At 44.3% G+C, this 14909-nt stretch carries 12 protein-coding genes; 4 read left to right on the forward strand and 8 right to left on the reverse strand.

What is annotated here, in order from left to right:
• Positions 1-6 precede the first annotated feature (6 nt).
• The 8 genes from SCB77_RS00870 to fbaA form a co-directional block, all read right to left on the reverse strand.
• Positions 7-2301, reverse strand: coding sequence for a GH92 family glycosyl hydrolase (locus SCB77_RS00870; RefSeq protein WP_320184546.1), 2295 nt, complete (start codon positions 2299-2301; stop codon positions 7-9).
• Positions 2302-2374: 73 nt separating this feature from the next.
• Complete coding sequence (locus tag SCB77_RS00875) at positions 2375-3340, reverse strand: NAD(P)H-quinone oxidoreductase (protein ID WP_320184547.1); 966 nt, start codon at positions 3338-3340, stop codon at positions 2375-2377.
• A gap of 1 nt (position 3341) precedes the next feature.
• A complete protein-coding gene (locus SCB77_RS00880; protein WP_320184548.1) occupies positions 3342-6095 on the reverse strand; it encodes an outer membrane beta-barrel protein in 2754 nt (917 codons plus the stop codon).
• Positions 6096-6254: 159 nt separating this feature from the next.
• A complete protein-coding gene (locus SCB77_RS00885) occupies positions 6255-6782 on the reverse strand; it encodes a ferritin (RefSeq protein ID WP_320184549.1) in 528 nt (175 codons plus the stop codon).
• A gap of 171 nt (positions 6783-6953) precedes the next feature.
• Positions 6954-7316 carry a DUF6686 family protein gene (locus SCB77_RS00890; protein ID WP_320184550.1) on the reverse strand — a complete coding sequence of 121 codons (363 nt, stop codon included), beginning with the start codon at positions 7314-7316 and terminating at the stop codon, positions 6954-6956.
• A gap of 103 nt (positions 7317-7419) precedes the next feature.
• Complete coding sequence (gene hpf / locus SCB77_RS00895; protein WP_320184551.1) at positions 7420-7764, reverse strand: ribosome hibernation-promoting factor, HPF/YfiA family; 345 nt, start codon at positions 7762-7764, stop codon at positions 7420-7422.
• Positions 7765-7778: 14 nt separating this feature from the next.
• Complete coding sequence (locus SCB77_RS00900) at positions 7779-8660, reverse strand: tyrosine-type recombinase/integrase (RefSeq protein WP_320184552.1); 882 nt, start codon at positions 8658-8660, stop codon at positions 7779-7781.
• Positions 8661-8896: 236 nt separating this feature from the next.
• The gene (gene fbaA / locus SCB77_RS00905; RefSeq protein ID WP_320184553.1) at positions 8897-9976 is read right to left on the reverse strand and encodes a class II fructose-bisphosphate aldolase; all 1080 of its coding nucleotides are present in this window, start codon (positions 9974-9976) and stop codon (positions 8897-8899) included.
• Between the two features lie 402 nt (positions 9977-10378).
• Here fbaA and SCB77_RS00910 point away from each other — a divergent pair, with 402 nt between their 5' ends.
• Genes SCB77_RS00910 through SCB77_RS00925 form a run of 4 tightly spaced genes read left to right on the forward strand, consistent with a single transcriptional unit; the run spans position 10379 to position 14893 of the window.
• On the forward strand, positions 10379-10729 hold the full coding sequence (locus tag SCB77_RS00910; RefSeq protein WP_320184554.1) for an ArsC family reductase: 351 nt from the start codon (positions 10379-10381) through the stop codon (positions 10727-10729).
• 3 nt (positions 10730-10732) lie between these two features.
• Positions 10733-12682: a M1 family metallopeptidase gene (locus SCB77_RS00915; RefSeq protein WP_320184555.1), complete on the forward strand. Its 1950-nt coding sequence runs from the start codon at positions 10733-10735 to the stop codon at positions 12680-12682.
• A gap of 5 nt (positions 12683-12687) precedes the next feature.
• A complete protein-coding gene (locus SCB77_RS00920) occupies positions 12688-13380 on the forward strand; it encodes a hypothetical protein (protein WP_320184556.1) in 693 nt (230 codons plus the stop codon).
• Between the two features lie 25 nt (positions 13381-13405).
• Entirely contained in the window at positions 13406-14893 is a 1488-nt protein-coding gene (locus SCB77_RS00925; RefSeq protein ID WP_320184557.1) for an amino acid permease, read from the forward strand.
• Positions 14894-14909: the final 16 nt, after the last annotated feature.

The following is a 14909-nucleotide window of genomic DNA, read 5'->3' on the forward strand; positions in this document are numbered from 1 at the left end:
ATTTGGTTACTTATCGTCCTTACTTAAAGAGAAAGGTAGATCAGCCTTATTTACGCCGCGCTGTTTGTTAGGCTCGGCCTGCATATCAAAATTCAAGGTGGCGCCTTTCAGCAGTTCACTATGCTTGATATAATTTTTGCTATAACTCTTTCCGTTCCACTTAAGCGCACGGACGTAGCGATTAGCATCCGAATTGTTTGCCGCATTTATAGCGACTTTCTTTCCATTAGCCAAATGCAAGGTAGCTTTCTGGAAAAGAGGTGCACCCAAGATATATTCGTCGGTAGCCGGCGTCACCGGATAGAATCCTAATGCCGAAAATACATACCATGCCGACGTTTGTCCATTATCCTCATCGCCGCAGTAGCCATCCGGATAAGGAGAATACATGCGTTTCATAGTCTCACGTACCCAGTATTGTGTTTTCCAAGGCGCACCGACGTGGTTATACAAGTAAACCATATGCTGAATTGGCTGGTTGCCGTGTGCATACTGTCCCATGTTTGCCACCTGCATTTCACGAATTTCATGAATAGGGAAACCGTAATAGGAATCGTCAAAAATCGGCGGCAAGCTAAATACCGAATCCAACTTTATCTCCATAGCTTGATGTCCACCCATCAATTTCGCTAAGCCTTCCACGTCTTGAAACACCGACCAAGTATAGTGCCAGCTATTGCCTTCGGTAAAGGCGTCGCCCCATTTAAACGGATTGAAAGGAGCCTGAAACTGCCCATCCTTATTTTTACCGCGCATCAATCCAGTAGCCGGATCATACAATTTCTGGTAGTTGTACGCACGTGACTTGTAATACTGCAGATCAGCTTCGGGCTTGTTGAGCGCCTTGGCCAACTGATATATCGAGAAGTCATCGTAGGCATACTCTAACGAGCGCGCTGCATTTTCATTGATATTGACATCATAAGGCACATATCCGAGTTCTTTGTAGTAGGACGCTCCTGCTCTACCAACCGCCGTTAACGGCCCAGCATTATCGGCGCCATGTTTAACCGCCTCATATAGGGTTTCGATATCCTTGGATCGAATACCTTTCACCCAAGCGTCGGCCACAACGGATGCTGAATTGTTCCCCACCATCACGTTACGTAAACCAGGACTTGCCCATTCCGGCAACCATCCGCTCTCACGGTAGGCATTGGCTAGGCCATCCTGCATTTTTTCGCTGATCTCTGGATACATTAAGTTCAAGAAAGGAAACAAACTGCGAAAAGTATCCCAAAAGCCCGTGTCGGTAAACATGTATCCTGGCAGTACCTTACCGTTGTACGGCGAATAATGCACGACTTGTCCCTGCGCATCTATCTCATAAAACATTCGCGGAAACAACAACGAACGGTACAAGCAGGAATAGAATGTACGCATATCATCAATAGAGCCACCTTCGATCTCGATTTTCTTCAACTCGTTGTTCCAAGTTTCTTCACCTTTCGCTACACGTTCATCAAATGTCGCCCCTTCCAATTCTTTTAGGTTCAAGGCAGCTTGTTCCTTCGAAATAAAGGACGACGCTGCCTTCATCAGGATCTGATCGCCTGCATTTGCTATTTGGAAGCCCACCAACGCACCCACATGATCCGCTTTAACCAAATAACGGCCGTCCGTCAACACCGAGTCGGCAAAGGTTGCCACGTTTGCAAAGGGACGATCAAATTCCAATACAAAATAGTTCTTGAAATTCTCCGGAACACCACCGCTATTCTTCGTCGAATAGCCAATGATGCGCTGTTCTTTCGGCAATACTTCTACATAAGATCCCTTGTCAAACGCATCAAGAAGCACATAGCCCTCATTCGTTTTTGGAAACGTAAAGCGGAAATACGCGGCACGCTCCGTTGGGGTAATTTCCGTCTTGACGTCGTAATCCGCAAGGTAAACCGAATAGTAATGTGGCTTGGCCACTTCTGCTTTATGTGAGAAGTAACTGGCACGCTTTTCCTCGTCGAAGGTTTTCTTGCCCACCATCGGCATCACCGAAAATTGACCATAATCGTTCATCCATGGCGACGGTTGGTGCGTCTGTTTGAATCCACGAATTTTTTCGGCGGTGTACATATACATCCATCCATCCCCCATCTTTCCAGTTTGAGGGCTCCAAAAATTCATGCCCCAAGGCATCGCTATCGCAGGATAGGTATTTCCAGTAGAAAGGAAATAGGTTGACTGTGTACCGACCAATGTACTAACGAGATCGATGGGTTTATCGATCTTACCAACAGTCTGGCTGTAGCCAAGTGAAACAGCAGCGCTGAGTATAAACGTCGTTAAAAATCTAAACTTCATATAACTATAGGCTTATTTTTGTCTAAAATAGCTATTCTTCGACAAAAAACCATAGCTAAAAGTATTTAGCAACTTAAAAAAGTAAGACTAGCTTGCCAAGAAAGTCACCATTTTCCAACAGTTGATGCGCTTCCGCAGCTTCCGTATAAGGAAAGGTTTTATATACCTGCGGCTTAAATGCGCCGCCCACCAGCGGCCATATAAATTCTTGCACCTCCCGCGTCAGCTGCGCCTTAAATGCTAGATCACGCGAACGTAAGGTACTTCCTGTCAGGATCAGCCGTTTCTGCATCAGTTTCAAAATATCCAAGGACACCTGCTTACCCTTCATGGCGTTGATATGCACCAAGCGCCCATCCGGTTGGAGCAATGACACATTTTTCTCAAAATAATCCCCCGCAATACTATCTAGTATAACATCTACACCCGTCGCCTGCAGCAGCTCGGCAAAGTCCTCCTCCTTATAATTGATTACCCGATCCGCGCCCAAGGAGGCGCAGTAGGCACATTTTTCCGCCGATCCGCTCGTTGCAGAAACCTGCGCACCACAAGCCTTGGCCAGCTGAATGGCCGTGCTTCCTATCCCTCCCGATCCGCCATGAACCAACAGATGCTCTCCCCGCTTTAAGGCTCCGCGACGAAAGACATTATCCCAAACGGTAAAAATAGTCTCTGGTAGCGAGGCTGCCTCCGCAAAAGATAACCCCTTTGGAATTGGCAGACAGCAATCGGCTTCAACAGCCACAAACTCGGCATAACCAGCACCAGCGATCAAGCAACAAATCTCATCACCTTCGGCCCAGCGCGATACCTCCGCCCCCACTTCCATCACCACACCAGCCACCTCTAGGCCCGGAATATCCTGTACCACATCCGGCGGAGCTGGATAATGTCCTTTACGCTGAAAAACATCGGGCCTATTGATACCCGCGGCCTTGACCCCTATTAACACTTGGCTTTCGCTGATCGTGGGGCGCCCCCTCGATTCCACACGCAATACATCTGCCTCACCGAACGCCGTAATAACCACTGCTTTCATACTATTTTTTCTTTGGATATTTTTGAAGACGCATATTAAAAGTTACCATAAAATAACGCCCTAATCTATTGTTCCGCGCTTCATAAAGATCATTGCCTATATATTCACTATAGGTACCCATGTTTTTATTTTGATCCAACAGGTCAAAACCTTGAAAACGCAACAGCCCCAATTTATTGGGCAAAAAAGAAATTTCCAAGTAGGCATTCAAGATAGTGGGGTTATTGTTCATAAAACTACTTTCGTAGCCGGCATTGAACCGCTGTGACATCTCCGCTCCTAAAGTCACGTGATCGCTCAGATACCCCTTGGTTGCTCCACTCAACAGCAGGCTGTGTGCCGTAATCTCTGTTGTGTAGGGCCAAGTGTATGTTGCATTGTTCAACAGGTAATTAGTGTTGAACAGCGATTCGAAATAGTCGCTCCAGGTATACCGAAACTGTACAGATTGGGAGTAAATAAACTGAGTAGTCTTGTTACGCTCGTCGTTGACAAAGGATATATTGTTGTAAAAATCTGTATTACCGACAAAATCCAATTGCAAGCTTTCGTTGAACAAGGGCATATTGAAGAGGTAGTACCATTTGAGATCAAAATAGCCATCGGCATTTTTAAATGTAGTCTCCTGAATAGTCGAGCTCCGGAAAGCCGTCTTGTCCGCCACAATCTTGTTCAATACTCTGTTGTAGGCAAAATTAGTCTCAAAATACTGATTTCGAGAGGTAATAAACTTTCGCAATGTGGTGTTGATCCGGTTGGAAAACTCGGCCTTTAGCTCGGGGTTACCGATAATGATATTTTGGGAATTACTGTTATCTCTTACGGGAATGATGTGCAGAAAGTTAGGTTGGTTGTTTTTACCGACATAATCCACACTCCAATCGACTTCATTGTTGAGGCGCCACTTAAAACCGGCGCTAGGCACCACATTTACATTGTCGTAGCGATAGTACATATCTTCACGCGGCAGGTAGCCATTGAGGGTGATGGGCTGCACCGCAAAGCCGACACTAGTTCTAAATTTCTTGTTGGGTACATATTGGTAACTCAATCCTGCCCTACTGCTATTAAATCGATAATTGTAGCTCACACCCAACGAATCCACATAAAAAAACTGACCAAATTCTTCCGACTTCAGTCTATCTTCCACGCGGCGAACGGCCGTCATGTCCGTGAGCTCATAGTCGTAAAAGAGCTCAACGGTGCTATATTCTGAGAAAGGCTCTACGAAGGATACCGCTGCCTTTACCCCATCGGTTCCGCTACGCTGTTCGATAAAATACTGCTGGTTAAACTCGGTGATCCGAGGTGGTATCCCCGATGAATCGACGGAAGTGTACCTGTCCACCACATCTTCTACCTTATTCAAGCTGTTAAAATTCAGCACCACGTTGCTTACCAACTTGCGCCCAGGCTTCTTAAAGGCTCGTGCGTATAAAATACTCATATCTAAATTGGGATTTTGCTGGTACGATGTATCTTGGTATGTACCATCGTTAGTGATCCGGTTGTTGTCGATCAATCGATCTCGCGCGTTTCCGAAATAAATCCTATTGTAGGAAAACACCGGTTTTATCTCCAAAACGTCACTATTCTTGAAACGATGTTTGAACTCCGTCGTCAGTTTATGATAGTAATCATTGCTGGTCGTTCGGTACGACTCCGCATTGGAGATTTTGTTGCCAAGATAATCCGACCGCAGAAAAGAATTTCCCGTGGTCACATTCTCTTTATGCGTAAAGCTATAGCTGGTATTGATCAATGTATTTTCAGCCAAGTTGTCCGAAAAATTAAATCCGAAAGACTTAATATTGTTGAGACCATCGGTAGGGTCTACGAAGTCGTTTGCGTCAAACAGCGATTTCTCCCGTTCTCCCACACCACTGGGCGAGCCGAATGAAAACAGGCTTGTATTGGTATTGTTGACCGACCCTATCACGGAAAACTCCTGTCCGTCATCAAATCGGTTAACGCCAATACTACCAATGTAACGATCGCTGGTACCACCTCCGGCGGTAATCTGGCCAAACGAAATACGCTTGCTATCTTCTTTGAGCACAATATTGATTACTTTTTCGGGCTCATCGGTTGTCATGCCGCGTTCGATAGCAAAATCACCAAAATGGTTAATGACCTGTATTTTCTTTACAAAATCTGCCGGTAGATTCTTCGTTGCCGTAATGACGTCACCACCAAAGAATTTTTTACCATCAACCAATACCGTCGATACCTGCTTCCCTTGGGCATACACCGTACCGTCGCGCAGCACCTGAATACCGGGCAACTGTTTCAGCGCCTCTTCCAGCAACGAGTTTGCGCGAAACTTAAAGGCATCCATATTGTACTGGATAGTATCTTCGGTATAAACAACGGGGATGGTTTTGGTAATGGAAACCCCTTCAATCAGGGAAGCTTGTGGAATGAGCACAACGTTGGGCACTACCACAAAAGAGCTATGCTCGTTCGACGACAACAACCTGTTGACGATCTGGTGTCCCAGCATACTATAAGATATGCGAATATGATTTCCGCGCACATTGCTAAACTGGTAAGCCCCATTTGCAGCGCTGCTTGTTACTAAGGTATCGAGGGTGCTGGTCAACCGAATATTGACCCCCGCTAAGCCATGCGCCGCACTGTCCAATACCAGTCCTTGGATTCGCTTCGAGCCTATTTGAGCATGCACATTGGACAAACCCAAAGCGCAGGAACAAATCAACATGACCAAAAGTATGATACACCTATTATTCTTCACAAAAACTGCTCGTTTGCTCGATTGTCATCAATATACGAAAAAATTGAATTTCAATAAAAGTTTTTAGTATAACGTTCCTTTATTCATTTTCCGTATAAATAAAAGCGGGTTATTTCGCTTGAAATAACCCGCTTTTATTTATTATGTTTTCGACAGGTTTTATTCGCCGTCAAAAGCTACTTTTACAAGGTGCTTGTCGATCTCCCAACGTCCTGTTCCGTCTTCACCGATCACATCGAACAACTCGAGTATACGACGTGCCACATACTCTTCTTCTACTTGCTCTTCCAAGAACCACTGCACAAAGTTAAACGTTACGTAATCTTTCGCTTTCATACAACGGTCAGCGATGTTGTTAAATTGTTCAGTCACGAACATTTCTTGCTCTAATGTCTGCTCGAATACCCCGCGGAATGACTCGAAGTCTGTCGGGATGTTTGTGATCTCTGGAGAGATAGCACGTCCACCACGGTTATTGATGTAGTTGAACAATTTCAACATGTGCTCACGCTCTTCGTTTGCTTGTTTAGCAAAGAAGGTAGCTGAATTATCCAAACCTTGATCGTCACACCATGATGACATAGCAAGATATAGAGCCGACGAATGTGCTTCAACTTTTACTTGTGCGTTCAATATATTTTCGATCTCTTCTGCTAGAGAAGATTTCAATTTCAATAAGTCTTTCATATTATGTTTCTATTAAATATACATACTAATAACAATGCGATCCCTACATTGTTTGTACAAAGATAAATCAGAAACGTTCGTTTTGGAACAAAAAAAAGCAATACAAATTAAGTCTAAATTAGCCAAGAGTATAGCTAACTTGTTTGGAATCAGTACAATTAAAATTAGATTTTAAACTGCTAGTACATTCCCTTCGCGAAGTATCTTTTTTACTTCACTGTTCAGCTCGATCATAAATTTAGCCCCCGAAAGAACTTCACGCAACGCCAATACATCTTCAACGCGCAATAAGAAACAGCGCTCGGTTCTAAAAGGCATGATAATCTCAAAATCAGCCGCTCGGGAGGCATCGCCGATCATAGAGGCCACATCTATGGCATCAATACGCTTTTTGAACGAGAAAAAGTCCGATATTTTAAAAGCCGTTGTCGTATCCTGAAATTCCAACCAATAACAGTTTTTACGGCTGCATTGATAAACAGCGCCCTGTGTTGTTTTGTAAATCTCTTCTACTTGTGCTAAAGGACAAATCATCTCTTCTCGTTAATTGCAAGCAAATATAATCCTTATTGATATTCAATCCAAATAAAAAAGCTGATTTTTCAATCAGCTTTCTCTTTTTTTGTAAGGTATGTTTTTAAAATTCTTCCTCGCCATCCCCCAGCAACTCCTTATGGTTGCTCACGGTGGCTCTTGTCTTTGTTTTATGTTTGTTAATCTGCCGTCTCAGCGATTCCACTGCGACATCTGTTGCTTCTTCAAAACTCTTCGCCTGTGCCTTTGCAAACAATTGGTTGCCCGGGATATTCATCTTCAGCTCCACCACCTTGTTTGCTTCATCGTCTACATTTTCTATACGCAAGTAGCAAACGCCCTCAATAATATTATCGAGAAACTGTTCCAACTTAGCTGTTTTTTTCTTAATAAATTCAACCAACTTTTGATCTGCATCAAATTTGATAGATTGCACAGTAATGTTCATTTTTCCTCCTTTTTTTAAGCCTTTGGATGGGCTTGTTTATAAATTGACTTCAACCGCTCTACAGAGTTGTGTGTGTATACTTGCGTAGCAGCTAAACCGGCATGGCCGAGTAATTCCTTAATGGCATTTAAATCGGCTCCATTGTTCAATAAAGCTGTTGCAAAAGTATGCCTCAACACATGGGGACTCTTTTTCTTTTGCGAAGTGATCAGGCTTAGGTAATGTCGCACCTTATCGTAGATCAACCTTCTGCTGGCGGCCTTTCCTTCTTTACTAACGATCAACAGCGTGGATTTGTTTTCCGCATCCAGTGCATATTTCAATTTAAGATAATGTTTGATCGTCATCAATAGGTTCTGATGTACGGGAACGAGGCGCTCCTTCCCTCTTTTACCGAAAATCAATATTCTTTTGTTGTAGGTATCGATATCTCGCTCTTGGATAGCTAGCAACTCCGCGAGTCGAATACCGGTACCGAACAAAAGCTCCAGTACTACGAAATCCCGCACTTCTTCAAAATCTTCCGCATCCCGAAAACCGGCATCCAACAGGGCCACCATCTTCTCCTGTTCAACTACCACAGGCAATTTCTTGGCGGTCTTCAAGGCATGCACCAAATTCATCGGGTTTTGGTCTGTCTTCCCCTCTCTGCGTAAAAATTTATAAAAAGAACGTAAGGCAGAAATCGACCTATTGATGCTGGAGGCTTCTTTCCCGTGCTCCTTCATCTGTGCAAGATACTGACGAACGACACGGTGATCAACCTCCTGAAAGCTTAAATCCTCAGCTTGAAGAAAAGCAAAGAAATTATCCAACTCCATGGTATACGCTGTAACCGTATGGCTAGAATAACGCTTCTCAAACTTGAGAAAATTTAAAAACTCATCTTTGCCCATTGTCGATCTCCTTCTTGCATAAATATAGCAAAAACTAGGAGCTAAACAAATTTTATTTCATCAATTTATGGTAAGCAAAAGCATCTTTATAATTAAGGTTATACGGGAACGGAATTATAAGAAATTGCAACAAGATTATTGATGGAAAAACAAATTATCAAAATTCCTTAACAACAGAAAGCCCAGTCGTTTGACTGGGCTTTCCTAGAGCATAATTAAGTCGCTTGAAACAGCGATTACAGCTTGCTGTTCACGTCAATAGCATTCAGCTCACTGAAAGCTTGTTTCAAACGCGTTACGAATGCTTCTTCACCCTTGCGCAACCAAACGCGCGGGTCATAAAACTTCTTATTTGGAGAATCGGCACCTTCGGGGTTTCCGATCTGTCCCTGTAGAAAGTCGTGGTTCTTCGCCTCGTAAGCACGAATACCATCCCAAAATGCCCATTGCATATCGGTATCGATATTCATTTTGATAGCACCGTAAGAAAGAGCCTCCGCAATTTCTTCCGGTGAAGAACCCGAACCGCCATGGAAAACAAAGTTCACAGGCTTTTCTGCACTAAGGTTAAATTTCTCGCGAATATACTCCTGCGAATTGTGCAAGATAACAGGCTGAAGCTTCACGTTGCCTGGTTTATAAACACCATGTACGTTACCAAATGCAGCCGCAACAGTAAATTTATCAGAAACCTTCGACAGTTCTTCAAAGGCGTAAGCTACCTCCTCTGGCTGTGTATATAGTTTAGAGCTATCTACATCCGAGTTGTCTACACCGTCTTCCTCACCACCTGTAACACCTAATTCAATTTCGACAGTCATCCCTAGTGGCTTCATACGCGCCAAATATTTAGCGGAAATTTCGATGTTCTCCTCAATAGGTTCTTCCGATAAATCCAACATATGCGATGAAAACAATGGCTTGCCGTGTTGCGCAAAAAATTTCTCCCCAGCATCCAACAAACCGTCGATCCAAGGCAATAACTTTTTCGCCGCGTGATCCGTGTGAAGAATAACAGCAACACCATAGTGCTCTGCCAATAAATGAACGTGATGCGCAGCAGAAACAGCACCCAAGATACATGCTTTCAGGCCTTCGTTGTCCAATGTCTTTCCGGCATAAAATTGCGCACCACCATTAGAAAGCTGAATGATAACCGGCGAGTTCACAGCTTTGGCAGTTTCCAAAACCGCATTGATAGAATTCGTTCCGATAACGTTTACCGCTGGTAAAGCGAACTTATGTGTTTTAGCAATCTCGAAAAGCTCTTGAACTTGATCTCCTGTCAAAACACCTTTAAAATCTTTTAGGCTCATATGTTTTGTCTATTTTTTATTTATGTGTGACTAAAGGTACAATTTTTTTTCCATACCCTACAAGACTTAGTGTTAAAAATACACTTCAAACAGCCACACCCCCATTCCCTACTGATCAATATGCTTGCGTTCTGAAAGCACAAATTGTTCATTTCCCCACATACGTTTTTCAAAGAGAAAGAAGCGCGGTACGATTTTGCCCTATTGTATCCGGATTTTTACCAGAATTATCCAGTCGACATATTCAATAAATCTATTTTACTATCTTATTTTGCGGAAACGTACTTCCCGAGCCTTGACGCGAGCAAAAAAGCAAGGAAACTAATTTTAAAACACGGCCGATGAGTGGCATTTTTAAATATATTAATATCTTTATCCGATTAAACGAACATATAAACGAAAATGGCTGTACATATTTACGGTATAAAAAACTGTAGCACGGTAAAAAAAGCATTGGACTGGTTCGACAAAAAGAACTTGGACTATGTTTTCCATGACTACAAAAAGGAACCTGCAACTTTGGAAAAGTTGGAACAGTGGGAAAAAGAAGTCGCTTGGGAGCAGCTGTTGAACAAGAAGGGTACTACCTGGAGAAAGCTAGACCCGGCCGAGCAAGCTGCCGTATCGGATGCTGCAACAGCCAACAGCGTGCTTCTACAGCACAACAGCATGATCAAAAGGCCACTTATTGAATCGCCCAAAGGCATTATATTGGGTTTTAACGAGACAGAGTATGCAACAAAACTAAGCTAGTCTATGAACGGAAAAATAATATTGGCTTCCATTTCCTGTGCCTTCGTGGCGCTCGGCCACGTGCAGGCGCAAAGCAAAAGCGTCTATAATTATACAGAAGCATTCAACCCCATCTTTTATACCAATAATGGCAATGCCTATCGGTCGGCTAGCGGCAAACCTGGACATGCATACTGGCAAAATGCAGCTGATTACAACATTAAAGTGCAGCTCGATGATAAGAGCAACCGGGTTACCGGTCGCGTTTCCATCAAGTACACCAACAACAGCCCCGATACCTTGCGTTATATATGGCTACAGTTGGATCAAAACCTATTCCATGAGCAGTCGCGTGGGCAGGCCACCATTCCCCTTGAGGATAGCCGCTATGGATCTGCCGATTCCGATTTTGAGGGTGGCTTCAACTTAAGTAATGTTACAGTTGCTGGCAGCAAACAAGCACAGTACGAGATCATCGACACGCGTATGCGCGTAGAGTTGCCAACGCCACTAGCAGCGGCAGGAGGAAGTGTTTCGCTGGATCTTGATTTTGCCTACACCGTACCGGAATATGGCGCCGATCGCACCGGAATCCTAAGCACTAAAAACGGAAAAGTGTATGCTATTGCACAATGGTATCCTAGGCTATGTGTATACGACGATATCTTAGGCTGGAACACAGAACCCTATACTGGGCCGGGCGAGTTCTATCTCGAATATGGAGACTACAGCATCGAGATAACCGCGCCAGCAAACCACATCGTGGTCGCAGGTGGCGAGCTGCTAAATCCCGAGGAAGTTTGGACCAGCGAACAGCTATCACGCTATAAGAAAGCATTGGAGAGCGATAAAACGGTATCCATCCGTTCCGCGGCCGAGGTTACAGCAACCAACTCTAGACCAAAAAAGAACAGCCTTACTTGGAAATATAAGTTGCATAACGCACACGACTTTGCCTGGGCATCATCGGCCGCATTTATCATCGATGCTGCCAAAATCAACAAACCTAGCGGCAAAACAGCTTTAGCACTTTCAGCCTACCCCGTAGAAAGCAACGGCAACAACGCTTGGGAGCGATCTACCGAATACACCAAGGCTTCCATCGAATACTACAGCAAAAAATGGATGGAGTATCCCTATCCAGTAGCGGTGAATGTGGCCGCCAATGTTGGCGGTATGGAGTATCCGGCATTATCATTCTGTGGCTACGAAGCCAAGGCTGGCAGCCTATGGGGTGTCACCGATCATGAATTCGGGCACAACTGGTTTCCGATGATCGTGGGCAGTAATGAACGATTACACGCTTGGATGGATGAAGGCTTTAACAGTTTTATCAACGAGCTCTCCACGCGGGAATTCAATAAAGGCGAATATCAACGTACCTTCGGTAATAGAAACAGTATGGCGCGTGCTTTTTCCCAACCAAATTTTGAACCTATCATGTCCTCGCCACAGAACATGAAGGAGCGCAATATCGGCACCTTGGCTTACTACAAGCCTGCATATGGTCTGCGTTTACTGCGCGATGAGGTTATCGGTGCAGAGCGCTTCGACCGTGCGTTTCGCAGTTATGTAGCCGCCTGGGCCTATAAACACCCTACACCGGATGATTTTTTCCGTACCATAGAAAACGAAACTGGCGAAAACCTAGCTTGGTTTTGGCGCGGATGGTTTAAGTACAACTGGACTTTGGATCAGGCGATCAGTAGTGTTGATTACGAGAAACTAGATCCTAAAAACGGCGCAATCATTACCATTGAAAATTTACAGAAACTGGCGATGCCCGTTGTTATCGAAGCGACTACTGAGTCGGGTCAGAAAATCAGAAAGAAATTACCGGTAGAAATTTGGCAGCGCAATACGAGCTGGCGTTTCAAGTTGAAGTCTACGGAGAAACTGACAAAAGTAGTTATCGATCCGGATAACGTGTATCCCGATGTCAATCCGGAGAACAATGTTTGGCCCAAAAACTAAGATTGATGAGTAAGAAACTGAATATAGCACTAACGATCTGCTTTTGCTGGGTCTTTTCCCTATTGGCACAACACAGCCAAGCACAGCAGATAAAAGGTATAGTCTACGAACTGGAAAGTAGCCAAAAGCTACGTTCTGTGTTGGTCAAAAATATACGCACCAACGAAAAAATAGAGAGCGACAGCGAAGGAAACTTCACGATCGGTGGGAACATCGAAGATTTGTTGAGCTTCACACAAGCAGGATACGAAATCGACACCGCCTATATCTATCAAGGAGGTATCCAACGTATTTACTTGGTACGCGATCAAAAGAGCATCGTTATTGATGAGGTTGTCGTTAGCCGCCTTACCGATAGCCGTCTGGTTGCTGAAATCGAAAAAGCAAAAAAAGATGGTCAAGTGGTGGATGCCTCACAAAATCGTGGCGGCATGCGCCTGTCCCCTTCCCGCCTATTTGGACGCCAAAGTAAGATGGCGCGCAAAAACTTGGAACTGCTGTTGAGCGAGCAAAGCAATAGGAAAGTCGATCGTCTGTTTTCAGCACAGGTTATCCGCGCTACCGTACCGGTAACGGATGATGAACTTCCGCTGTTCCGCGAGCAGTTCCGACCTACGTTGGAGTTTATGGAAACAGCCTCTCCGGAAGATATCCGTATCTACGTCCTAGACGCCTACAGTAAATTTAAATCAAAATAAAAAAACTACTAACCCAAAAAGAATTATGCTTTTCAAAAAATCTATTCCACAAATTATTAACGAAGCCCGCGAGAGCGGTGAGCATACGCTGAAGCGTACACTTACCAGCAGTGGCCTTATTGCCCTCGGTGTGGGTGCCATTATTGGTGCTGGGCTATTTTCCCTCACTGGTATCGCCGCTGCCGAAAATGCAGGACCGGCCGTTATTCTTTCGTTCATCGTTGCCGCGGTAGCCTGTTCGTTTGCGGGTCTTTGCTATGCCGAGTTCGCCTCTATGATTCCCGTCGCGGGAAGTGCCTACACCTATTCCTACGCCACCATGGGCGAATTTGTAGCTTGGATCATAGGTTGGGATTTGGTGCTCGAGTATGCTTTGGCCAGTGCCACCGTGGCCGTAAGTTGGTCGCAATATTTTAACCAGCTGTTGATGACCTTTGGCGTATCCATCCCCGATCAGTTCCTGAAAGGACCTTGGGAAGGCGGTATGGTGAATATACCAGCTATTATCATCGTCTGCTTACTTTCGCTGTTGTTGATGCGCGGCACCAAAGAATCTTCTACGGTTAACAATATCTTGGTTATCCTGAAAGTGAGTGTGGTATTGATCTTTATCGTATTGGGATGGAGCTTCATCGATTCGGCTAACCATACCCCATTTATCCCAACCAACGAAGGCGAAGAACTGGTTAAAAGTGGCGAGAAAGGTTTGTGGTCGTTCTTGACGAGTGATGATTTCGGAAAATTTGGTATCAGCGGTATCCTTCGTGCTGCCGGTGTATTGTTTTTCGCTTTCGTCGGCTTTGATGCTGTGAGCACCGCGGCGCAGGAAGCTAAAGATCCGAAAAAAGGAATGCCTATTGGCATCATCGGATCATTGATTATCTGTACCATTCTGTATGTGCTATTCTCTTACGTGATGACCGGTTTGGAAAACTATCAAATGTTTAAGGGAGATGCCAAACCTGTGGCTACAGCCTTTGCAAAAACTGGCTACACATTCTTGAATTCTGCATTGATTGTCACTATCATTGCGGGGTATACCTCCGTCATCTTGGTAATGTTGTTAGGCCAAAGCCGCGTATTCTATTCTATGAGTAAAGATGGCTTGTTGCCAAAGATATTCTCGGATCTATCGAAAAACCAAACACCTTGGAAAACCAATTTGATCTTCATGGTTTTTGTATCTATTTTCGCAGGTTTTGTTCCGGTCTCGGATTTAGGACATATGGTGAGTATCGGTACACTGTTTGCCTTCACCTTGGTGTGTATTGGTATCTTGGTGCTACGGAAATCTAATCCGGAAATTGAGCGTCCGTTTAAAACGCCTTTCGTTCCGGTACTACCTATATTAGGTGTTATTGTATGTATCTTACTGATGGCTTCTCTACCAATTGAGAGCTGGGAGCGTCTAGGCGTTTGGTTGCTGATCGGCTTAATTATCTATATTTTCTATGGTATGAAAAATAGTAAGATCAGAAAACAGCATAAAGCAGGTAATCAGACGAATTTATAATCTGGTTGACAGTAAA

The sequence above is a fragment of the Sphingobacterium bambusae genome, assembly GCF_033955345.1.
Lineage (GTDB): Bacteria > Bacteroidota > Bacteroidia > Sphingobacteriales > Sphingobacteriaceae > Sphingobacterium > Sphingobacterium bambusae.

Coding starts and splice junctions, on each gene's coding strand:
- SCB77_RS00870 (WP_320184546.1), bottom strand. CDS start 2,301: ATGAAGTTTAGATTTTTAACGACGTTTATACTCAGCGCTGCTGTTTCA.
- SCB77_RS00875 (WP_320184547.1), bottom strand. CDS start 3,340: ATGAAAGCAGTGGTTATTACGGCGTTCGGTGAGGCAGATGTATTGCGT.
- SCB77_RS00885 (WP_320184549.1), bottom strand. CDS start 6,782: ATGAAAGACTTATTGAAATTGAAATCTTCTCTAGCAGAAGAGATCGAA.
- SCB77_RS00890 (WP_320184550.1), bottom strand. CDS start 7,316: ATGATTTGTCCTTTAGCACAAGTAGAAGAGATTTACAAAACAACACAG.
- hpf (WP_320184551.1), bottom strand. CDS start 7,764: ATGAACATTACTGTGCAATCTATCAAATTTGATGCAGATCAAAAGTTG.
- SCB77_RS00900 (WP_320184552.1), bottom strand. CDS start 8,660: ATGGGCAAAGATGAGTTTTTAAATTTTCTCAAGTTTGAGAAGCGTTAT.
- fbaA (WP_320184553.1), bottom strand. CDS start 9,976: ATGAGCCTAAAAGATTTTAAAGGTGTTTTGACAGGAGATCAAGTTCAA.
- SCB77_RS00910 (WP_320184554.1), top strand. CDS start 10,379: ATGGCTGTACATATTTACGGTATAAAAAACTGTAGCACGGTAAAAAAA.
- SCB77_RS00915 (WP_320184555.1), top strand. CDS start 10,733: ATGAACGGAAAAATAATATTGGCTTCCATTTCCTGTGCCTTCGTGGCG.
- SCB77_RS00920 (WP_320184556.1), top strand. CDS start 12,688: ATGAGTAAGAAACTGAATATAGCACTAACGATCTGCTTTTGCTGGGTC.
- SCB77_RS00925 (WP_320184557.1), top strand. CDS start 13,406: ATGCTTTTCAAAAAATCTATTCCACAAATTATTAACGAAGCCCGCGAG.